The 20,704-nt window shown below is 60.3% G+C and carries 19 protein-coding genes and 1 pseudogene; all 20 read left to right on the forward strand.

What is annotated here, in order from left to right; genetic code table 11:
- The first annotated feature begins 29 nt into the window (after positions 1-29).
- The 20 genes and pseudogenes from G3O01_RS15885 (at position 30) to G3O01_RS15985 (ending at position 20,639) form a co-directional block, all read left to right on the forward strand.
- Positions 30-1,061, forward strand: coding sequence for an ABC transporter substrate-binding protein (locus G3O01_RS15885; RefSeq protein WP_205806077.1), 1,032 nt, complete (start codon positions 30-32; stop codon positions 1,059-1,061).
- 51 nt (positions 1,062-1,112) lie between these two features.
- The gene (locus G3O01_RS15890) at positions 1,113-1,997 is read left to right on the forward strand and encodes an ABC transporter permease (RefSeq protein ID WP_205806078.1); all 885 of its coding nucleotides are present in this window, start codon (positions 1,113-1,115) and stop codon (positions 1,995-1,997) included.
- A gap of 1 nt (position 1,998) precedes the next feature.
- Entirely contained in the window at positions 1,999-2,793 is a 795-nt protein-coding gene (locus tag G3O01_RS15895; protein WP_205806079.1) for an ABC transporter permease, read from the forward strand.
- 14 nt (positions 2,794-2,807) lie between these two features.
- A complete protein-coding gene (locus G3O01_RS15900; protein WP_205806080.1) occupies positions 2,808-3,896 on the forward strand; it encodes an ABC transporter ATP-binding protein in 1,089 nt (362 codons plus the stop codon).
- Between the two features lie 8 nt (positions 3,897-3,904).
- Positions 3,905-4,657 carry a GntR family transcriptional regulator gene (locus G3O01_RS15905; protein ID WP_205806081.1) on the forward strand — a complete coding sequence of 251 codons (753 nt, stop codon included), beginning with the start codon at positions 3,905-3,907 and terminating at the stop codon, positions 4,655-4,657.
- A gap of 54 nt (positions 4,658-4,711) precedes the next feature.
- Positions 4,712-6,103: an aromatic acid/H+ symport family MFS transporter gene (locus tag G3O01_RS15910; RefSeq protein ID WP_205806082.1), complete on the forward strand. Its 1,392-nt coding sequence runs from the start codon at positions 4,712-4,714 to the stop codon at positions 6,101-6,103.
- 260 nt (positions 6,104-6,363) lie between these two features.
- On the forward strand, positions 6,364-7,365 hold the full coding sequence (locus G3O01_RS15915) for an FUSC family protein (RefSeq protein WP_205806083.1): 1,002 nt from the start codon (positions 6,364-6,366) through the stop codon (positions 7,363-7,365).
- Between the two features lie 87 nt (positions 7,366-7,452).
- On the forward strand, positions 7,453-7,815 hold the full coding sequence (locus G3O01_RS15920; RefSeq protein WP_205806084.1) for a translation initiation factor Sui1: 363 nt from the start codon (positions 7,453-7,455) through the stop codon (positions 7,813-7,815).
- Between the two features lie 424 nt (positions 7,816-8,239).
- Complete coding sequence (locus tag G3O01_RS15925; protein WP_205806085.1) at positions 8,240-9,634, forward strand: MFS transporter; 1,395 nt, start codon at positions 8,240-8,242, stop codon at positions 9,632-9,634.
- Between the two features lie 66 nt (positions 9,635-9,700).
- Positions 9,701-10,684 carry a LysR family transcriptional regulator gene (locus G3O01_RS15930; protein WP_205806086.1) on the forward strand — a complete coding sequence of 328 codons (984 nt, stop codon included), beginning with the start codon at positions 9,701-9,703 and terminating at the stop codon, positions 10,682-10,684.
- Positions 10,641-12,089, forward strand: a complete 1,449-nt coding sequence (locus G3O01_RS15935) for an aspartate ammonia-lyase (RefSeq protein ID WP_205806087.1) — start codon at positions 10,641-10,643, stop codon at positions 12,087-12,089. The genes G3O01_RS15930 and G3O01_RS15935 overlap by 44 nt, the downstream gene beginning before the upstream one ends.
- An 11-nt stretch (positions 12,090-12,100) precedes the next feature.
- The gene (locus G3O01_RS15940) at positions 12,101-12,667 is read left to right on the forward strand and encodes a prolyl-tRNA synthetase associated domain-containing protein (RefSeq protein WP_205806088.1); all 567 of its coding nucleotides are present in this window, start codon (positions 12,101-12,103) and stop codon (positions 12,665-12,667) included.
- Positions 12,668-12,951: 284 nt separating this feature from the next.
- Positions 12,952-13,415, forward strand: a pseudogene (locus tag G3O01_RS45760) (hypothetical protein).
- Positions 13,416-13,753: 338 nt separating this feature from the next.
- Positions 13,754-14,425, forward strand: coding sequence for a GntR family transcriptional regulator (locus G3O01_RS15955; RefSeq protein WP_205806091.1), 672 nt, complete (start codon positions 13,754-13,756; stop codon positions 14,423-14,425).
- A gap of 118 nt (positions 14,426-14,543) precedes the next feature.
- Positions 14,544-15,338 carry an ABC transporter substrate-binding protein gene (locus tag G3O01_RS15960; protein ID WP_205806092.1) on the forward strand — a complete coding sequence of 265 codons (795 nt, stop codon included), beginning with the start codon at positions 14,544-14,546 and terminating at the stop codon, positions 15,336-15,338.
- Positions 15,339-15,404: 66 nt separating this feature from the next.
- Positions 15,405-16,103, forward strand: a complete 699-nt coding sequence (locus G3O01_RS15965) for an ABC transporter permease subunit (protein ID WP_205806093.1) — start codon at positions 15,405-15,407, stop codon at positions 16,101-16,103.
- A complete protein-coding gene (locus G3O01_RS15970; protein ID WP_205806094.1) occupies positions 16,100-16,825 on the forward strand; it encodes an ABC transporter permease in 726 nt (241 codons plus the stop codon). Before G3O01_RS15965 ends, G3O01_RS15970 begins: the two co-directional genes overlap by 4 nt.
- Positions 16,826-16,835: 10 nt before the next feature.
- On the forward strand, positions 16,836-17,600 hold the full coding sequence (locus G3O01_RS15975; RefSeq protein WP_205806095.1) for an ATP-binding cassette domain-containing protein: 765 nt from the start codon (positions 16,836-16,838) through the stop codon (positions 17,598-17,600).
- A gap of 58 nt (positions 17,601-17,658) precedes the next feature.
- Positions 17,659-19,029 carry an aspartate aminotransferase family protein gene (locus G3O01_RS15980; RefSeq protein ID WP_205806096.1) on the forward strand — a complete coding sequence of 457 codons (1,371 nt, stop codon included), beginning with the start codon at positions 17,659-17,661 and terminating at the stop codon, positions 19,027-19,029.
- 17 nt (positions 19,030-19,046) lie between these two features.
- Positions 19,047-20,639: a gamma-glutamyltransferase family protein gene (locus G3O01_RS15985; RefSeq protein WP_205806097.1), complete on the forward strand. Its 1,593-nt coding sequence runs from the start codon at positions 19,047-19,049 to the stop codon at positions 20,637-20,639.
- Positions 20,640-20,704 lie beyond the last annotated feature (65 nt).

Below are 20,704 nucleotides of genomic sequence, written 5' to 3' on the forward strand. Positions count from 1 at the left end.
CGATACCCCACCGTTTCCTGGAGATTGACATGAGCAGCAGAAGCACTTCGTTTATCGCGCCGCTGATCGCCTTCTGCGCGGCAACGCTCGCGGCGGCGCCCGTTCTTGCCGCAGATCCCATTGTCTTCACGAGCTGGGGCGGCACCACGCAATCGTCGCAACAGAAGAACTGGGCGCAACCGTTCACGCAGGAAACGGGCATCAACGTGCTGATGGATGGTCCGACCGACTACGGCAAGCTCAAGGCAATGGTCGACAGCGGTAATGTGAACTGGGATGTCGTCGACGTCGAAGGCGATTTTGCGTATGCGGCGCAAAAGGCCGGACTGATCGAACCGATCGATTACTCCGTCGTGAAGAAAGACGAACTCGATCCGCGCTTCTCGACGCCGGATGCGGTCGGCAGCTTCTATTACTCGTTCGTGCTGGGCTACAACAAGGCGAAGTTCGCGAGCGCGCAGCCGTCTACCTGGGCTGATCTGTTCGACACGAAGAAATTCCCCGGCAAGCGCACGTTCTACAAGTGGTCGGCGCCCGGCGTGCTCGAAATCGCGCTGCTCGCAGATGGCGTGCCGCCCGGCAAGCTCTATCCGCTCGATCTCGATCGCGCGTTCAAGAAGCTCGACACGATCAAGGGCGACATCGTCTGGTGGAGCGGCGGCGCGCAATCACAGCAACTGCTGGCATCGGGTGAAGCGCCGATCGGCATGTTCTGGAACGGACGTCTGCATGCGCTGGAACAGACGGGCGTGCCCGTCGGCATTTCGTGGAACCAGAACCTGACGGCCGCCGACATGCTGGTGATTCCGAAGGGTGCGAAGCACAAGGCGGAAGCGATGAAGTACCTGGCCGCCGCAACCAGCCCGCAAGCCCAGGCGAAGTTTGCTACGGAAACAGGCTACGCGCCCATCAACGTGAAATCGGCCTCGCTGATGTCGCCCGCCGCCGCGAAGACGCTGCCCGATCAGTACAAGACTTCGCAGATCAATCTCGACATGAAGTACTGGGCCGAAAACCGCGATGCCATCGCCAAGCGCTGGTACGCGTGGCAGTCGAAGTGAGCGCACGGCGCGCGAAGCATTGCACAGTGATCGAAGTGGATGGGAGACACCATGCCTAATGTTCTGAGTACCGTCGCGCATCCGCCCGCGACGGCCACGCGCCGGCGGCGCGACTGGCGCAGCGTGCGCCTGCTGATGCCCGCGCTGCTGCTGCTGGTGATCTTCTTTCTTTTGCCCGTGCTGTCGCTGCTGTTGCGCAGCGTGCTCGAACCGTCGCTGGGGTTGCAGAACTATGCGCAGCTGGTCGGCTCGACGACGTATCTGCGCGTGTTCGGCAACACGTTTCTGGTGGCGGGCGTGGTGACGCTGGCGACGCTCGCGATCGGCTTTCCGACTGCATGGCTGCTCGCCATCGCGCCGCGCAAGCTGAGTTCGCTGCTATTCGCGGTGATGCTGCTGTCGATGTGGACGAATCTGCTGGCACGCACCTTCGCCTGGATGGTGCTGCTGCAACAGACAGGTCCGATCAACCGCATGCTGATGGCGCTCGGCATCATCAGCGAGCCGCTCACGCTGGTGAACAACCTGATCGGCGTGACGATCGGCATGACGTACATCATGCTGCCGTTTCTCGTGATGCCGTTGCATGCGACCTTGCGCAGCATCGATCCGTCGACGCTGCGAGCCGCGGCGATCTGTGGGGCGAGCCGCTGGCAGGCTTTCTGGCGCGTGCTGGTGCCGCTGGCGATGCCGGGTGTCGCATCGGGCGCGCTGATGGTGTTCGTGATGGCGCTCGGTTACTTCGTGACGCCTGCATTGCTTGGCGGCGCGTCGTACATGATGCTCGCCGAACTCATCGCGCAGCTCGTGCAGCAACTTCTGAACTGGGGCCTTGCCGGTGCGGCTGCGTTCGTGCTGCTGGCTGTCACCCTTTCGCTGTATGCGTTGCAACTGCGCTTCACGGGCAGTGCACGTGCAAGTGTGGGAGGCCGATAACATGCTGCTCGATTTCGACCGTCTGGGCGCGCTGCGCTGGGCCTTGCTCTCTGTTGGCGCTGCCGTCGCACTGTTCCTTCTGCTGCCGATCGTCTTCATCGTCGCGCTTTCATTCGGCGATTCGCAGTGGCTGATCTTTCCGCCGCCGGGCTGGACGCTGGAGTGGTATCGCCAGTTATTCACCGACGCCGGCTGGATCGACTCGCTGCTCACCAGCGCGAAGCTCGCGGTGATCGTAACCGTCTTGTCCGTGCTGATCGGCTTTCTCGCGTCGCTGGCACTGGTGCGCGGCAAGTTTCGCGGGCGCAATGCCGTGCAGGCTTTCTTCCTGACGCCGATGGTGCTGCCCGTCGTCGTGCTCGCCGTCGCGCTGTATGCGTTCTTCCTGCGCATCGGCCTGAACGGCACGATGACGGGCTTCGTGATCGGCCATCTGATCATTGCGTTGCCTTTCTCGATCATCTCGATCAGCAACTCGCTCGCGAGTTTCGACACAGCGCTCGAAGATGCCGCGCTGATCTGTGGTGCGTCACCGCTCGAAGTGAAGCTGCGCGTCACGTTGCCCGCGATCCGGCTCGGCATCTTCGCGGCTGCGATCTTCTCGTTCCTTGCATCGTGGGACGAAGTGGTGGTGTCGATCTTCATGGCGAGCCCCACGCTGCAAACGCTGCCCGTGCGCATCTGGGCGACGCTGCGGCAAGACCTGACGCCCGTCGTCGCGGCGGCGTCTTCGTTACTGGTCGGCCTGACGGCTGTGTTGATGCTGGCGGGCGCCGTGCTGCGCCGCGCGCGATAACCAAGGTGAACGACATGACTGCATTCCTGCAAATCCAGCGCCTGCGCAAAACATACGACGACGTCGTCGCCATCGATCAGGTTTCGCTCGATGTGCGCAAGGGCGAATTCATGACGTTTCTCGGGCCGTCGGGCTCGGGCAAGAGCACGACGCTGTATATCGTCGCGGGCTTTCAGGAGCCGAGCGAAGGACGCGTGCTGGTCGACGGCAAGCCGCTGCTTTCCGTTGCGCCTAACAAGCGGAACATCGGCATGGTGTTTCAGCGCTATACGCTGTTTCCGCATCTGACAGTGGGTGAGAACGTCGCGTTTCCGTTGCGCGTGCGCCGTCGTCCCGAAGCGGAAGTGAAAGCGAAAGTGGAGCAGATGCTCAAGCTCGTGCATCTCTCCGAATGCCGCGACCGCATGCCCGCGCAACTGTCGGGCGGACAGCAGCAGCGTGTCGCGATTGCGCGTGCGCTCGCCTACGATCCGCCCGTGCTGCTGATGGACGAGCCGCTGTCCGCACTCGACAAGAAGCTGCGCGAGGAAATCCAGCTTGAACTGCGCCGGATCCATCAGGAAACGGGCGTCACGATTCTCTATGTGACGCATGATCAGGAAGAAGCGCTGCGTCTGTCGGACCGTATTGCTGTGTTCAACAAAGGGCGCATCGAACAGGTCGGGACGGGCGAGGAACTGTATGCGAACCCTGCATCGCGCTTTGTCGCGAGCTTCATCGGCAATTCGAATTTCCTGCCCGTGCGCGTGACCTCGCACACTGACGGCCGCATGAACGGCGTGTTCCCGAATGGTCATCAGGTTACGTCCGGCAGTTTCAACCCGGCGCTCACGGCAGGCGACGACGGCACGCTGATGATTCGCCCCGAGCAGATGCGCATCCACGCGATGCGCGATGCGAACGGCACAGCAGGCTTGCCGGTCACGGTGCGCGACATCACGTATCTCGGTGACGCGATGCATTACGCGGTGGCAACGCCGTGGCAACAGGAAATCTCGATTCGCATGCCCGCGGGACAGCGCCATGACAGCGGGCTGTCGATCGGTACGAACGCGCTCGTCGACTGGGATACGCGCGATGTGCGGCTCTTCGCTCAAGCGTGACGATTGCCATGAGTGATGCACTGCCATCGCTGAAGGTCGAACGCCGCACCACGACGCTGCGCGAACTCGCGCTGGAGAAAATGCGTACGGCGATCGTCGACGCGCATTTTCGTCCGGGCGAGCGGCTCGTCGAGCGTTCGCTGTGTGAAGAACTGGGCGTGAGCCGGACGGTCGTGCGCGAAGTCTTGCGGCATCTGGAGACGGAAGGGCTGGTCGATTCGATTCCGAACCAGGGGCCGATCGTCGCGATACTCGATCTCGATACAGCCGCGGAAATCTATGAAATACGCGCGTTGCTGGAGGGCGAGGCTGCTATGGCCTGCGCGCAGCATGCCGACGAAAGCACGCATGCGGAACTGGCCGGCTGCATCGAAAAGATCCAGGCCGCGTTCGATGCGCAGGATCATCAGGCCGTGCGCGCCTTCACGTCGGCGTTCTACGAATGCATGTTCACGGGCGGCAAGAAGAGCGTGGCGTGGGACATCGTGCAGTCTTTGACGGCACGTATCAACCGGCTGCGTGCATTGACGATCGCATCCGATGATCGCGGCCGCCAGGCCGTTCAGGAAATGCGGCGGATCCTGGCTGCCATCCGCGCGCATGCGCCGAACGAAGCACGCGATGCCGCGACCGCGCACGTCGAGCGCGTGGCCGAGATTGCGCGTCAGGTGCTGCGCGAGGGGCAGGAGAGCGCGGAGACGCGAGGCACATCAGGGCTGGCAAGCCAGCGCGGTCCGGCTGAAGTCGAACGGGAGCGCTGAGCGCTGGCGGCCTGGAGCAGGGCTTTTCATCAACGCATCGGGGAGAGCGTGGGCATGAATACAGGATCATCCGGCACGGGTGAAGTCGGCGTCGACGTGGCGTCGAACGTATTCGATGGGCAGCGGGATTCTGCAACGGACATTCCGTTACGCGTGACGATCCGGGTCGTCACCATCTGCCTGCTGATGATTCTGGCGGAAGGGTACGACGTCGCGATCTATGGCGCCGTGCTGCCGATGCTCACGCATGGGACGGACTGGTCGCTGACGCAACTGCAGCTGGGTGCAATCGCGAGTTGCTCGCTCGCGGGCATGATGATCGGCGCGATGGGCGCGGGCACGCTGAGCGATATCGTGGGCCGCAGGAGGATGCTGCTCGGCAGCGTCGCGCTCTTCTCCGCGATGATGGCGGCCGCTGCGCTCGCGCCGACGCCAGGATGGTTCGTGGTGGCGCGCGTGCTCGGCGGACTGGGGCTGGGCGGCGTGGTGCCGACGGCAGCGGCGCTGACCGTCGAATATTCGCCGCCGCGGCGTCGCTCGTTCAACTATGCGCTGATCTACACGGGCTATTCGCTGGGCGGCATCGTCGTCGCGCTGCTGGCGATTGTGTGGCTGCCGTCGCACGGGTGGCGGGGACTCTTCTGGCTCGGTGCCGCTCCTCTTGTCGTGCTGCCTTTCGTTGCGCGCCATTTGCCTGAGTCGCTGGAGTTTCTGATCGCGAAAGGCAGAAGCGGTGACGCACGTTCGCTTGCCCGAGCGCTGGGCATTCGCGGCTCAGCAATCGATGCTCCTGCGTATAGCCGTGGATCGGCAGCGCGTTCTGCCGGTGGTGGCGTGTCGGGCATCGCTTCGGTTCGCGCGCTCTTCGCGCCTTCATTCCTGCGTGCAACGCTCGCCTTTTGGGTCGCGATGTTCATGGGCCTGCTGCTGCTTTATGGACTCAGCACGTGGCTTCCACAACTGATGCGCAAGTCTGGCTTCCCGCTCGGTTCGAGCCTCGGGCTGCTCGTCATGCTCAACCTGACAGCCGCGTTTGGTTCGCTCGCGGGCGGTGCGGTTGCCGACCGGCTCGGGTCGAAGCCCGTCGTCAGCGCGTTGTATTTTCTGGCCGCGGTGAGTCTCTGCATGCTGCCGTTCGCGCATGGCACCATCGAAACGTATGTGCTGGTCGGCATCGCTGGCGTGGGAACGATCGGCAATACGATGCTGCTCGGCGCGTACATCACGCGCCACTATCCGTCGTCCAGCCGGGCGACGGGTATCGGCTGGGCGCTGGGCATCGGGCGGTTTGGCGCGATCGTGGGGCCGTTGATTGGTGGCGTGCTGGCGCAAGCGGGTGCGCCGCTGCCCTGGAACTTCTATACCTTTGCGGCGGTGGGCGTCGCGGCAGGGATCGTGCTGATGTTCGTGCCTGCGAGCACGCCGGATCGTAAATCCGCCAATTGAGCGCAGCGGGCGGAGAAATTGACTGCCGATCCACTCGGCGGCACCACTGAATCTCCAATCATTCTTCACGAATTCTGCGACTCTACGATACGACTGTGATGGTCGGCCGTCGCATCGGCGAGCGGCCATGCACGCAAATCGATTCTGGCAGGCGCGTAATATCGTGTTGTAAGTTCATTGGGACATCCGGTGCGCCGACTGAGTGGCTGCCGGTTCACAGCGCGATAGTCCTCTGAGGACATCGGAAGGGGACTTCACGCATGCCTGCCGACGCACCCCTGCATCTTCGCCTCGCCACCGAAATCAAAGGCTGGCCGCTGTTGCACGCGGCCATTGGCCTGCTACCGTTTGTCGTCCTCGCGCTGGCGACGGGTAACGCGCTGTGGATCAAGGCGTCGCTCCTCACGGTCGCGACGATGATCGCCGAAGACAGGCTCGCGCTGCGTCCCGAAGGTGTGCTGGCGCACGGACTCGTGGTTATCGGCGGAACGTATCTTCTGCTGCTTGCTGAACGGGTGCCGGCATTGTTCGTCGTTGCCTGCATGCTGCTCGCGGCGAGTGTGATCCTGCTCGCCTCGCGCGGCAAGAAGCTGCGCACGCTCGGCAACTGGACCTTCGTGCCCGTCCTGATTCTCGCCAACGATCTGCACGGAGGGCGCAGCATCGATGCCTTGCTGCACGCCGCGCCCGCTTCGCTGCCGTATCTGCTCGTCGCGCTCGTGCCGGCGCTGGTGTCGGCGTATATCCGCTCGCGCGGCAAGACGGACGCCCGCTGGTCGCGTCTCGACGATTTCGGCACGCGCGCACCCTATGTGGAAGACCTGATCGCGATGGTCGCTGGCGTCGGCATCACGGCGTTGATGGTCGAATACCGGCACATGGATCACGCGCAGTGGGTGATATGGGGCGCCGCAAGCATCGTCACGGGCGCGGTGGATACGGCGCGAACGAAACTGCAGAACCGCGCGTTCGGCGTCATTGTCGGGGTGCCGGTCGGCGTTCTGCTCGGGCAATACGTGGTGCCGCATTCGAGCATGGCCGTAACGCTTGCGACGCTGGCCGCGTTTCTCACGCTCGTCGCTTTTCAACGCTACGTAGTAGGATATTTCTTTCGCTGTGTGTTCGTCTCGCTTGCGATCGTGCTGGCGAATCAGTCTGTCGTCGATGCGTTCGAGCGGCTCACGCATGTACTCGCGGGCGGTCTCATCGGATTGGCTTGCGTGGTTGGCGTGCATATCGCGGCGCGCCGTTTTTTGCGGTGATCTTTCCGTTCACTGGCTTTGTTTGGCCCGCGCAGCGGAATGCGCCCCTGCTAAACTCGTCGCGATTAGTCTTTGAGTAAGCCGATCATGAAGAGTAGTTCAAAAGGTGGCCTCGTCTATTCCACCGATGGTGGGCGGATGTGTCCTGAATGCAGGCAGGTACTTGCGGAATGTGTCTGCAAGGCGGTTGCCAAGGCACGACCGGTAGGCGATGGTGTGGTACGGGTGACCCTCGTGACCAAGGGCCGGGGCGGGAAAAGCGTGACGATCGTCAAAGGGCTGGCGCTCGATCCTCTGGCCCTGGCGTCGCTAGGCAAGCAGTTGCGCACGGCCTGCGGTTCTGGTGGAACGGTCAAGGATGGCGTGATTGAAGTACAGGGCGACCATTGCGAGCGGATCATCGAAGCGCTCAGAAAGGACGGGCACGCTGCAAAGCGGGCCGGGGGCTAATTGCGCTTGTGAGCGGCGACGCGATTTCTGTCGATCAAAAAACCCCATCAACAAGGGTGTCGTTGTTGTCCGTTCATCGAGAAGGGAAAGTGGTTGTATTCGCGATGCCCGCGCCTATGTTGGCCTGCTCGGCTATAACCTCATTCCGCCGAGTAGCCCGCTAATTGCATCGCCGCCCCTGCTTCTATGTTCCCGGGGCGGATCCGCATTCCAGTTGTTTGGCTTACCCGCCTCACGTCCAGCCATTTCCCGTCAGTGCCTTTGCTCGTCGAGCGGACTATCCCACCTCCCTGCAGCCCCGCTGACGCATAGTATTAGAATCATTGATACTGTCCCGTCACCTGCTGTTTTCCTGAAATTGCCGCTCTAGACTGTTCTCCAAGGTGCATCGACATGAGCACCACACCAGAGACAGGAGACGATTGTGAGCAAACAGGTATTACTCGAAGACTTGCCGCTCCGCCCATTCCACGTCGGGGTTGCGTTCAGTGGGACAGGCGGGCAATTCAGCGACGGCTTCGTGCTTGGCATTATCGGCATTGCAGTCAGCATGGCGGCCGGGCCGCTGCATCTCGACGCGCTATGGATGGGACTGCTTGGCGCGGCGTCACTTGCAGGTCTGTTCTTCGGCAGCATGCTGGCCGGTCCCATTGCGGACAAGTACGGTCGCCGGACGATTTTCGCGTACGACATGCTGCTCTTCGCGGTCGTCTCCGCTGCGCAGTATTTTGTGACCACGCCTTCGCAGTTGCTCGTTTTGCGACTGGTGCTAGGGCTCATTCTCGGTGCCGATTACGTGGTGAGTAAGTCCCTCGTGACCGAGTACTCGCCGCGCCGTTATCGTGGCCGTCTGCTGAGCGTGCTCGCAGCGGCGTGGGCAGCGGGCTATGTCGGCGCGTACCTTGCTGGTTTTACCATGCGCGATATTGGGCCCGACGCCTGGCGGATCATGCTCGCTGCGAGCGGCGTGCCGGCACTGCTGATTCTTCCGTTCCGTCTGATCGTTCCCGAATCGCCGATGTGGCTGATGAAGCGAGGCCGCGGCGACGAAGCGCTCGCCATTGTTCGTCGCAGATTCGGCCCTGAGGTTACGCTCTCGACGACAGTGGCAACGCAGCAACATGGGGGCGCATGGTCACAACTGTTCTCGCCGAGGTGGCGAAAAAACACACTGGTCGGCTGTGTGTTCTATACCTGCCAGGTTATTCCGTACTTTGCGTTGGGCACCTTCGCGCCTAAAGTCCTCGAAGCGCTGCATGTCAAAGACAAGTTCGTGGGCGGACTCGTCTATAACGTCCTGCTTCTCGCAGGCGCGCTGATCGGCCTGCTGCTGATCGACAGGATATCCCGCCGTACGTTTCTGCTTGGAACCTTCTATCTTGCGGCGCTCGGTCTGGCGGTGCTGACATACGCCAGCTTCGGTCCCATCGGTACGATGCTCGTCTTTGGCCTTTTCGCATGCGTTCTCTCGGCGGCAGCGAATCTGGAGTTCGTCTATCCGCCCGAACTCTTCCCGACGCACCTGCGCGCTTCAGGTGTCGGTCTTGCGGTCGCATCGAGCCGCTTTGGGTCGGCTATCAGCACGTTCCTGCTGCCGATCGCCGTCGCGCAGGTGGGCATTCATGTTGCGCTGGGTGTCTGCGTTGCGGTACTGCTCTTCGGTGGCGTCTTCTGCCACTTCATGGCACCCGAAACGGGCAGCGAGAATCTCTCCGACGTGCAATCCGATACTGTCGACGACGGTCAGATAAACGCTGCCGGACATCATGAAGCAAGCTTCGCCACCTCCGCGCCAGGCGGCAGCAAGACGCGCCTCTGATGACTGGGAATCGACGGCGCATCGGGTCGCGGAATACAGGCAAGGCCTCTCACATCAGGACACGACATGCCGTCGAACAAACCCATTGATATGCATGCAGTACAGGTTTTCGTCGCTGTCGCGGAAGAGGGGAGTATGTCTGCGGCCGCAACGAGGATGGGCATCTCGCAATCGGGCGTATCGCAGATCATCCGTCAGCTCGAGGAAGAACTGGGTGTCGTGCTGGTGAACCGGACAACGCGACCAATGGCGCTCACACCGTTTGGCATTGCGCTGAGAAATCGAGGCGCGGTGTTAAGCGAAGAAATCGCCAATCTCAAGGCGCAAGTCGTCGAAGCAGGGCGTGGCATCAAACCCGACTTGCGCATCGGACTGGTCGATTCGTTTGCTTCCACGTGTGGCTCGGTGTTCACGAAGAAGCTGCTGGGAAAGGTATCTCAGCTGTCGATTCGTACGGGTCTGAGCCCTCAGCAGGGAGAAGCGCTTTTGCGCCGGGATCTGGACCTGATCGTTACCAGCGACCCGTTGATGGACGCTAACGACGTCGTTCGTTATCGACTGTTCTCCGAGCGGTATTTCGTCATAACGCCGAAGAACCTCAGGATGCCGGTGAAGACCATTGACGACTTGAGGACACTGATTAACAGCTTGCCTATCGTCCGGTTCAACCGGACATCTCAGGTAGGCATGCAGATCGAACGATACCTCCGGCGCATCGAAATACGTGCGCCGAACAGGCTGGAACTGGATAACGCGGACGCTTTGACTTCGATGGTGGCAGAAGGAATCGGTTGGGCCATTACATCACCGATGTGCCATCTTCAGGGTGTGACGCATGCGGGCAACGTTGCTACACATGTGGTCGAGAATCTGGGCCTGGAGCGCTCGCTGTACCTCGTCGCGCGACGGGACGAATACAACGTTTTCTTCGACGACGCTTGCGAAACGGCGCGCGAAGTAATCGAGACATCATTCCTGCCGAGGCTGACAGCGCTCGGCGGGGGGATTGAAAAACTTATTACCGTGGGTGGAAGGAATCTCTATGAATAAGCTTGCTCCGGACGAAGCGCGTATTGAACGTGATTACGTGGGTGAAGTCACCATTCCCGGCGACAAACTGTATGGCGTGAACGCGGTTCGCGGTGTCGACAACCTCACGGTTTCACCGTTGACCATTGCCCACTATTCCGAGTTTCGCGATGCTTTTGCGCAGGTCAAATGGGCCGCGGCTCTGGCCAATCGCGACAATGAGGTCATCAGCGGCGAGCAGTGCGATGCGATTGTCGCAGCCTGCAAAGAGGTTATCGAAGGGCGGTTCGACGCTTCGTTCGTGGTCGATCTGATGGAAGGTTCGGGTGGCACGTCGACCAATATGAACTTCAATGAGGTCATCGCGAATCGTGCGCAGCAGATACTCGGGCACGCTGCCGGAACATACGAGGTTGTTCATCCGAATGACCATGTCAATCGCTCGCAATCTACAAACGATGCGTATCCCGCCGCCCTGAAGATTGCAACGCACGCGATGCTTGGATCGCTGATCAAGGAAGTCACGCAACTCGCGGCGCTTTTCCACGGCAAAGCGACGCAGTTCGCCGACGTTTTGCATCTGGGCCGGACCTGCCTGCAGGATGCGCAGCCGATGCGTCTCGGCCAGCTCTTTGGCGGTTACGCGGCTTTGACCGAACGTCTGGCAGAGGAGCTTGTCGCGGTGCGTGACAAGCTTCGTACGCTTCCGCTTGGCGGAACGGCTATCGGAACGGGCTTCGGCGCTCCGGCGGGCTACCGCGCAGCGGTGTACGCGCATCTCCAGCGCGTGACTGGCGTCGACTATCGCGCGCCGGCAAATCCATTCGACGCCATGCAGAACATGGACGTGTTTTCGCGCGTCTCCGCAGAACTTCGCACTTGCGCTGTGTCGCTCGCAAAGATAGCTTCCGACTTGACCGTGTTGTCGTCGGGGCCTGTCGGAGGTCTTGGAGAACTGAAACTGCCCGAGGCACAGGCGGGTTCTTCGATCATGCCGGGCAAGGTCAATCCGGTGCTGCCAATGGCGATGATCCAGCTGAGTTTTGCGGTCGTTGGAAATGATGTCGCCGTTGCTCAGGCGGTTCAGTACGGCGAGCTGGAAATCAACCATTTCGAGCCCGTTGTCGCTTCTCGCGTTTTCGACAGTATCGCGTTGCTGACCAATGGCATTCGGCGCTTCGGCGAAAAGTGTGTGAAGGGCATCGAGGCTGACGTGGCTCGCAACGAGAAGCATCTGATGGAATCGATGGCCGTCGCGACCGCGCTCGTCCCCAAGATTGGTTATGCACGGGTGAGCAAGTTGGCGCGGCAATCGGTGGCCGAAGGGCGCTCCATGGTCGCTATTCTGGACGAGTCCGGATTGCTTTCGCCGGACGACACGATCGCGGCGATTCGCAAGGCATCGTATCCTGTGTTTGATGCCTGATTTGAGGATGTATGGAAAACCGGCTCGGGAATGGCTCTGGGTCCGGCCTGTTTCTGAACAGCGCGAACGACAGCATGCTAGGTAAAGACGACGTATTGAAGCTTCTTGAAGATCGGGACATTCCGTTTTCTTTCGAGGAACACGATCCGGTACTCAACATGGCTGAGTCCGGAATGTTGACACTTTCTGTCGTAGGGGCTCGCTGCAAGAACCTGCTCCTGCAGGACAAGAAGGGGCACTACTTCCTTATCGTGACGACTGCCGCCAAGTCGCTGGATCTGGCTCGTATCGCTGAAATAGTCGGCAGCAAACGCCTGTCGTTTGCGTCGGCGGACACGCTCTTCGAGTTGCTGGGTATTCGTGCGGGCTCGTTGAGTCCACTTGCGCTGGTCAATGATGAAACCAAACGCGTACGACTTGTCATCGATACCGAATTGACCGGAGAAGCGATCTTTCTGTTTCATCCGCTCGAGAACAATGCGAGCGTGTCGCTTTCCAGAAGCGCTCTGGATGCATTTCTTCGCAGCATTGAACATCCGGCAGACTGGCTGCCTCTCGCTGCAAGAGCCTCGGATTGAGGATGCGAATGTTCGATATGCGCTTCCAGTTGCATGGCGGACAGGTCAGCATCGTTAACGTCTCGCCGCTCTAGATGTGCTGATCATCGGCGCCGCTTTGCAGGGTTTGTCGTATCGGACGCGCGATCTTGCTGCTGATCGGCCGAACGCTGGCGGCGAGCTTCGGTATCCATGAGGTGTGTCAGCATCGCTGCGCTGGCGCCAGCCGCGTCGCCGACAAGGATCGCATCGAGAATGGCCTTGTGAAGCGGAAGCGATATCGGGTGGCGAATTTCTTCGGCGGCATGCTTACCCGCAAGATCGACGCGAAGAAGGTGGTGATCTGGACTTTCGCTATCTGGTCGGCGGCAACGGTGTATGTTGGCTTTACCCATTCGCTTACGGTGTTGCTCGCTTGCAGGCTGATTCTGGGTCTCGCTGAGGGTGTCTACTGGCCGCAACAATGGCGCTTGGTTTTATTCTGCTGACTCCGCTCTATAACATGGCCGGATGGCGGGTCATGTTCATCGTGATGGGTGCGATCGGCCTCGTTGGCATCGCGCCACTGTTCATCGCGGCGCTGCGTCCCGAAAGCGAGGCGCCGTATGCGCCTGCTGCTACGAGTGGGCCGCGTCACGCAAAACCGCTCACGTTCGCGTCGCTTCGCGGGTATCCGTTTCTGCTGCTGCTTTTCAGCTATGTGATGCAGGGCATGTTGTTCTGGGGCGTGACGCTGTGGATCCCGCTCGCGGTGCGAAGCTCGCGCTGATTACCCTTGCGCTGGGCTGCTACGCGAGCAGCGACTCGCCGAATATCTGGTCAATCCTGCAGTCGACGATTGAGCCCGAGTCGCACCGCGCCGACCAGTGAGTCGGCGACGCGCAATGTGAGCGTTTGAGCGTTGTGTCTGTTTCTGGTATTGCCAGCCACGCGTTGGTACTGCCGACCGAGCGACCGGTGATCACTTTTTTTCGAGTAGGTTTCACATCGCTGAGATGAGGGTTTTCCCTTATTTGGTCGTTTTATTGGATTGATATATTGAATGCACGGATACAAATATCCAGTCTTACATAAAGCTTTATCTCTGCTGAACACATCGGGACGACCATGGAAGAAAGCGTTCATTCTTTTCGCGCGGGGTTCGCAGTCACGGCAGAAGAAGAGGCCTATGCGCACGTGCTGTATCGCATCCGCATGGGTGTTTATCGCGCTGGGGATCGCCTGATCCCCGAGGACATCGCGGCAGAGATCGACACGAGCCGTATGCCGGTGCGAGAAGCGTTCCGAAGGCTCGCGAGCGAGGGACTCGTGGTGATCCGGCCGAATCGCGGCGCGATTGTCCGCGGCCTGGACGCCGACGAGATGGAAGAAGTGTTCTGCATGCGCGGCGCGCTTGAGGGACTGGCGGCGAAGATGGCCCTGCCGGACATCACACCGGCACATATATCCGAACTTACCCGGCTTCTCGAAGTGATGGAAAGCCACGAGCAGGATGCGCATCAGTGGGTCAGTGCACATCGGAACTTTCACGAATATCTGTGCCAGTTGAGCGGGCGCAAACGCCTTATCGCGCAGATTGCCGGCCTGCACACTGTCGTTGAGCCACACATGCGGCTTTGGCTGCAACTTGCCGACAAGCAGATGACGTCGCGCGACGATCACACGACGATCATCGACGCCATCAAAAGCGGCGATCCCGTGGTTGTCGAGGCATCCGTGCGTGAGCACATCGAAGCGACGATTCCGGCGCTTCGTCAATGGATGACGTCGAGCCACTAATCAGAACCGCATTGTTCACAGCTAGAAATCTTTCTAAACATTTAGTAATACATATATATCGAGTGCGACGTGAAGATATTGTCGTACATGACCTACACCTAACCTGTTGAGCATCGACATGAAACGACTCGCAAAGACTCTGCTCGGACTAGCCGTATGCGTGCTTGCCTTGAACGCGCATGCGAAAGAATGGAAAGACATCCGCATTGGTTATGAAGGCGCGTACCCTCCGTTCTCGTCAATTCAACCGGACGGCAAGCCGGTTGGCTTCGATATCGACATGATTCACGCACTGTGTGAACAGATGCACGCCAACTGCACGCTCGTACAGATCAACTGGGATGGGCTGATTCCCGCATTGCAGGCCGAGAAGATCGACGCAATCGTCGCGTCCGTTGCGATTACGGCCGAACGCAAACAGAAGGTCGATTTCACCGAGAAGTACTACAACTCGCCGCGCCGCCTGATCGCATCGAAGTCGAGTCCGATCAAGGACTCGACGCCTGCCGAACTGAAGGGCAAACGCGTCGGCGTGCAGCGAGGCACGCTGGCGGACAAGTACGCGAGCGCGTACTGGGCGCAAAGCGGCGTCCAGATCGTACGCTACGCGACGCAAGACGAGGCCTATATGGATCTTCGCTCAGGCCGGCTCGATGCCGGATTGCAGGATGCGACCGCCGCCTATAGCGCCTTTCTGTCCAAACCTGAAGGCGCGAACTTCAAGTTCGTCGGACAGCCGATTCTCGGCTCGACGCCTGAACAGAAGACACTGCTCGGAGAGGGTTACGGAATCCCTGTGCGTAAAGGTGATGACGATCTGAAGCAGCAGTTCAATCACGCTATCGAGGCGATTCGTGCAAATGGCGTCTATCAGTCGATCGAGAAGAAGTACTTCAACTTCGATATCTACTGATCTCGCGGGTAAAGCGCCGCGATCGATTATTCGCGTGGTCTCCAATTCGTCATCACAGGTGGAAGCATGCTCGAACTCCAGGAGTACTTCCCCGCGCTATTACGGGGCGCCGGGATCACGCTCATCCTCGCGGTTCTGTCAGTGGTTCTCGCAGTGTGCGTGGGGATGATCGGTGCCGTCGCCAAGCTATACGGCTCGCGCACGATTGTTTCGATGGCTTCGGCCTACACGACGCTGATTCGCGGCGTCCCCGAGTTCGTAATGATGCTGCTCGTCTTTTACGGCGGGCAACTGGCCCTCAATCAGCTGGCATCGTTGATGGGCTTTCATGCGCCGGATGTAGATGCCTTCGTGGCAGCCGTGCTTACCATTGGCTTCATTTTCGGCGCGTATTACACGGAGACGTTTCGCGGCGCGATCCTGAGCGTGCCGCGCGGTCAGATGGAAGCAGCACGCGCTTATGGCTTTTCGGGCTGGCTGGCATTTCGCCGCATCCTGTTTCCGCAGATGATGCGTCTCGCGCTTCCCGCAGCGGTCAACAACTGGCTGGTGTTGCTGAAGGCAACGGCAATTGCGTCGCTGATCGGTCTGCACGACGTGATGTTCATTGCCGATCAGGCGGGCCGCACAACGCAGGCGCCAATGACCTTCTATCTTGCAGCCTGTGCGATGTATCTCGTGGTCACGTCGGGATCGACGGCATGTCTCGCGCGAGCACGCACGTATCTTCAGAGAGGCGTTCGGGAAGGGAGCCTGCATCGATGACATACGAACAGCTCGGACAACTGTTTGCCTCCTACGCGAGCGGCTTGTGGGTCACGGTCCAGCTCACCGTGTTCTCACTCGCGATGGGTTTGCTGATTTCCATTCCGCTAGCGGTACTGCGTGTGTCGCCTAACCGTATCGCGAGTGGCCCGGTTGCCCTCTATACCTGGTTCATGCGCGGCACGCCTTTGCTCGCTCAACTGATGATCGTCTACTACGGTTTCGGTCAATTCCAGTGGTTGCAGGACGGGTGGCAGCGCGGCAATCCCGTGCTTTCCTTGCTACGCGATCCCTACTATTGCGCACTGATTGCACTCACCGCGAACACATGCGCCTATACGACGGAGATTCTCGCGGGCGCATTGCGTGCAACGCCCTACGGCGAGATAGAAGCCGCACAGGCATACGGCATGAGCCGGTTCATGGCGTGGAGAAGAATTCTTCTGCCGTCCGCGCTACGCCGTTTTATTCCTGCGTACAGCAACGAGGTGATCCTGATGTTGCACGGCACGTCGCTGGTAAGCGCGATCACGATCGTCGACCTGACGGGTGTTGCGCGTGATTTCTACGCGAACTACTACGCGCCCTTCGAGGCCTTTATCTCGGTCGGATCCGTGTATTTCGGGTTGACCACCATCATCACGCTTCTGGTGAGATTCACCGAGCGCCGATATCTGGTTTATCTGCGTCCCCAGAACTTTGCCACTCTCGCTAAAGGCTAGAACCCGTCATATGAACGCATTGACTGTCGAAAATCTGCACAAGCGGTACGGCGAGAACGAAGTGCTCAAAGGCGTTTCGCTATCGGCGAAACGAGGGGACGTGATCAGCATGATCGGTTCTTCAGGATCAGGAAAGAGTACGTTCCTGCGCTGCATCAACTTTCTTGAATCGCCATCGTCGGGGCGCGTGAGCCTCAACGGCAATGAAGTCCGCACCTCGACCAACGGAAGCGGAGAGATCCGTATCAGCGATCCCGCACAGCTGAGGCAAATGCGCACTCGGCTCTCAATGGTCTTCCAGCATTTCAACCTCTGGGCACACATGACGGTACTCGAGAACGTGATGGAAGCGCCCAGACATGTGCTGAAGCTGACCAAAGCAGAAGCCACGGAACGCGCGGGGCGCTATCTGGAACAGGTCGGCATGACGCGTTTCGCGCACGCGTATCCGTCGCATCTTTCGGGTGGCCAGCAGCAGCGCGTTGCGATTGCACGCGCGCTCGCCATGGAGCCCGAAGCATTGCTCTTTGACGAGCCCACGTCGGCGCTTGACCCGGAACTCGTCGGCGATGTGCTCAAGGTGATGCGCGATCTCGCGGACGAAGGCCGCACGATGATCGTGGTGACGCACGAAATGGGTTTTGCACGCGAGGTTTCGAATCATGTGGTCTTTCTACATCAGGGTGTGGTCGAAGAAGAAGGCCATCCCCGCGACGTGCTGAAAACGCCAAAAAGCGAGCGCCTCCAGCGATTCCTGTCTGGCGCGATGAAATAGTCCCAACACCGAACGACGAGAACACCAACGTGGATGAGACGAATCAAGGAACGAACCCATGCAAAACCTGAAACAGAACGACATCGATCATTACCTTCATCCTTATACCAATCTCAGTCTGCATCGCGAAGTGGGACCGATGGTGATCGAGCGTGGCGAAGGCGTATATGTCTACGATAACGAGGGCAAACGGTATATCGAAGGACTCGGTGGTCTTTTCTGCGCATCGCTAGGATTTAGCGAGACCCGGCTGGCGGACGCTGCGGACCGGCAGATGCGAAAGCTGCCGTTCTATCACGCGTTCGGCCATAAGTCGTCGGAGCCTGCGATCCTGCTGGCAGAGAAGCTGATTTCGATGGCGCCGGTGCCGATGTCCAAGGTGTTTTTCGCGAATTCGGGGTCGGAGGCCAACGACACTGCCGTCAAGTTGATCTGGTATTTCAACAACGCAATTGGCCGCCCGGAGAAGAAGAAAATCATCTCCCGCGCACGTGCCTATCACGGCGTGACGGTAGCGTCGGCGAGTCTGACGGGCCTGCCGAACAATCATCGCGATTTCGACTTGCCCATCGATCGGATTCTGCACACCGATTGCCCGCATTTCTATCGCTACGGTTTGGCTGGCGAGAGCGAAGAGCAGTTCGCTACGCGCTGCGCGCAATCGCTGGAAAGGCTGATTCTCGAAGAGGGTGCCGATACCATCGCGGCGTTTTTCGCTGAGCCGATCATGGCGTCCGGCGGTGTGATCGTGCCGCCTGCCACGTACATGGAGAAGATCCAGGCCGTACTCAAACGGCACGATATCCTGCTCGTCGCGGATGAAGTGATCTGCGGATTCGGACGCACGGGGAACATGTTCGGCTCGCAGACCTTCGGCATGCAGCCCGACATGATCACGATGGCCAAGCAACTGTCCGCCGGCTATCTGCCTATATCGGCGTTAATGGTCAACGAGCGAATCTATCGTGGCCTCGTCACCGAGAGCGAGAAGATCGGCACGTTCGGACACGGATTCACGTACAGCGGCCATCCCGTGTGCGCTGCCGTCGCGCTGGAGACGCTGAACATCTACGAACAGGACGGCATTCTCGAACATGTGCGCGCCGTGACGCCGCACTTTCAGGAGCGGCTGGCCGGACTCGGCCGGCATCCGCTCGTCGGTGAGGCGCGCGGCGCGGGGCTGCTTGCCGCTGTCGAACTGGTCGCAAACAAGGAAAGCAAGGAAGCATTTGCGCCTTCCGAGGGCGTCGCGGCGTATGCCGGTACGCGCGCGTTGTCGCATGGGCTGATTACGCGTGCGCTAGGCGATACCGTCAATTTCTGCCCGCCGCTCATCGTGACGCATGCGCAGATCGACGAAATATTCGACGCCGCCACTCGCGCACTCGACGATACGCTCGCATGGCGCAAAGCGCTGCACAGCAACTGACAATACAGGCGAACACAATGAGAAATTTCGAGCAACCGGGACGATCGCTCGTGATGTCGAAGAACGGCATGGCGGCAACATCGCATCCTGCTTCGACGCTTGCTGCCGTGAAGATCCTGGAAGCGGGCGGCAACGCGATGGATGCGGCGATTGCAGCCTGCGCAGTGCAGTGTGTGGTCGAGCCGGGCTCGACGGGGATAGGCGGCGACTGCTTCGCGCTGTATTCACGCGGTGGCAGCGATGACATCGTCGCCTTCAATGGCTCTGGATGGGCTCCGCAGGCGGCCAGCGTGCAGGTGCTCAATTCGATGGGCATTTCATCGATCGAGCGCCACTCGCCTCATGCCGTGACGGTGCCAGGAGCCGTCGACGCCTGGGCGACGCTGTCGCGCGATCACGGCTCGCTGCCGTTCAAGTCGCTGTTTGCGCAGGCGATCAAGCTCGCGAGCGAGGGCTATGCCGTGGCGCCGCGTGCCGCAGCCGACTGGGCGAATCAGGCGGCACTGCTGGCGCTGGACAAGACGAGCCGGGAACAGATGCTGATCGACGGCGCTGCACCTGCAGCGGGAACCCTTCACCGGCAGCCGTTGCTCGCGAAGTCGCTGATGGCTATCGCCGAAGCGGGTCCGCGCGCCTTCTACGAGGGCTTCATCGCGGAGGATATGGTCCAGTGCCTGAACAGCAAGGGCGGCCTGCACACGCTCGACGACTTCGCGCAGTACCGTGGCGAATACGTGCAGCCGATCAAGGCGAGCTTCCGCGGTTACGACGTGCATGAGTGCCCGCCGAACGGGCAGGGCATCATCGCGCTGCTGATTCTCAAGATTCTCGAAGGATTCGATGCGACCGACGATCCTCTCGGCGCCGACCGGTTGCACCGCGAAATCGAGGCGACGCGACTTGCCTATTCGATCCGCGATGCGCTGCTTGGCGATCCGCGCGGCCAGCCGCTGGATGTCGACCGGCTGCTATCGGAGGAAACCGTGTCGGCACTGCGCGAGAGAATCACACTCGAGCGCGCGATAAACGACGTGTCCACGCACCGTCCCGCCGATCACAAGGACACGGTCTATATCTGCGTCGTCGACAAAGACCGCAATTGCGCGAGCTTCATCAACTCGCTCTTTCATCCTTTTGGCAGCGGGATCATGGCGCCGCATAGCGGCGTGATGCTGCATAACCGCGGACAGAGCTTCACCGTCGAGGCAGGGCATCCCAATGCGATCGCACCGCGCGCGAGACCGATGCACACCATCATTCCCGGCATGGTCACGAAGAACGGCAAAGTGCAGATGACCTTCGGCGTGATGGGCGGCCACTATCAGGCGATGGGGCACGCTCACTTTCTGTCGAAGGTGCTGGACTACGGACTGGATATGCAGTCGGCTATTGCATTGCCGCGCGTGTTTCCGCAACCCGGCACGGGTATCGTCGAAGCGGAATCCACCTTGCCGGCTGCAACGCGCGACGAACTGATCCGGCGTGGGTTCAAGGTGGTGCCGCCAAACTGGGCGATCGGCGGCGCGCAGGCGATCTGGATCGATTGGGAGAACGGCACGCTTGCGGGTGCATCGGATCATCGCAAGGATGGCTGCGCGTTGGGTGTATGACGTGCCCGGGTGTGACGACGGGGAAGACCTGGAAGACCGTTGTTCGCGTCTAGTGCCAAGCCGTG

Source organism: Burkholderia sp. Ac-20365 (genome assembly GCF_017104715.1).
GTDB lineage: Bacteria > Pseudomonadota > Gammaproteobacteria > Burkholderiales > Burkholderiaceae > Paraburkholderia.

Bases quoted from the DNA above. Each gene is read 5' to 3' on its own strand.
- G3O01_RS15885 (WP_205806077.1), top strand. From the start codon at position 30: ATGAGCAGCAGAAGCACTTCGTTTATCGCGCCGCTGATCGCCTTCTGC.
- G3O01_RS15890 (WP_205806078.1), top strand. From the start codon at position 1,113: ATGCCTAATGTTCTGAGTACCGTCGCGCATCCGCCCGCGACGGCCACG.
- G3O01_RS15895 (WP_205806079.1), top strand. From the start codon at position 1,999: ATGCTGCTCGATTTCGACCGTCTGGGCGCGCTGCGCTGGGCCTTGCTC.
- G3O01_RS15900 (WP_205806080.1), top strand. From the start codon at position 2,808: ATGACTGCATTCCTGCAAATCCAGCGCCTGCGCAAAACATACGACGAC.
- G3O01_RS15905 (WP_205806081.1), top strand. From the start codon at position 3,905: ATGAGTGATGCACTGCCATCGCTGAAGGTCGAACGCCGCACCACGACG.
- G3O01_RS15910 (WP_205806082.1), top strand. From the start codon at position 4,712: ATGAATACAGGATCATCCGGCACGGGTGAAGTCGGCGTCGACGTGGCG.
- G3O01_RS15915 (WP_205806083.1), top strand. From the start codon at position 6,364: ATGCCTGCCGACGCACCCCTGCATCTTCGCCTCGCCACCGAAATCAAA.
- G3O01_RS15920 (WP_205806084.1), top strand. From the start codon at position 7,453: ATGAAGAGTAGTTCAAAAGGTGGCCTCGTCTATTCCACCGATGGTGGG.
- G3O01_RS15930 (WP_205806086.1), top strand. From the start codon at position 9,701: ATGCCGTCGAACAAACCCATTGATATGCATGCAGTACAGGTTTTCGTC.
- G3O01_RS15940 (WP_205806088.1), top strand. From the start codon at position 12,101: ATGGAAAACCGGCTCGGGAATGGCTCTGGGTCCGGCCTGTTTCTGAAC.
- G3O01_RS15955 (WP_205806091.1), top strand. From the start codon at position 13,754: ATGGAAGAAAGCGTTCATTCTTTTCGCGCGGGGTTCGCAGTCACGGCA.
- G3O01_RS15960 (WP_205806092.1), top strand. From the start codon at position 14,544: ATGAAACGACTCGCAAAGACTCTGCTCGGACTAGCCGTATGCGTGCTT.
- G3O01_RS15965 (WP_205806093.1), top strand. From the start codon at position 15,405: ATGCTCGAACTCCAGGAGTACTTCCCCGCGCTATTACGGGGCGCCGGG.
- G3O01_RS15970 (WP_205806094.1), top strand. From the start codon at position 16,100: ATGACATACGAACAGCTCGGACAACTGTTTGCCTCCTACGCGAGCGGC.
- G3O01_RS15975 (WP_205806095.1), top strand. From the start codon at position 16,836: ATGAACGCATTGACTGTCGAAAATCTGCACAAGCGGTACGGCGAGAAC.
- G3O01_RS15980 (WP_205806096.1), top strand. From the start codon at position 17,659: ATGCAAAACCTGAAACAGAACGACATCGATCATTACCTTCATCCTTAT.
- G3O01_RS15985 (WP_205806097.1), top strand. From the start codon at position 19,047: ATGAGAAATTTCGAGCAACCGGGACGATCGCTCGTGATGTCGAAGAAC.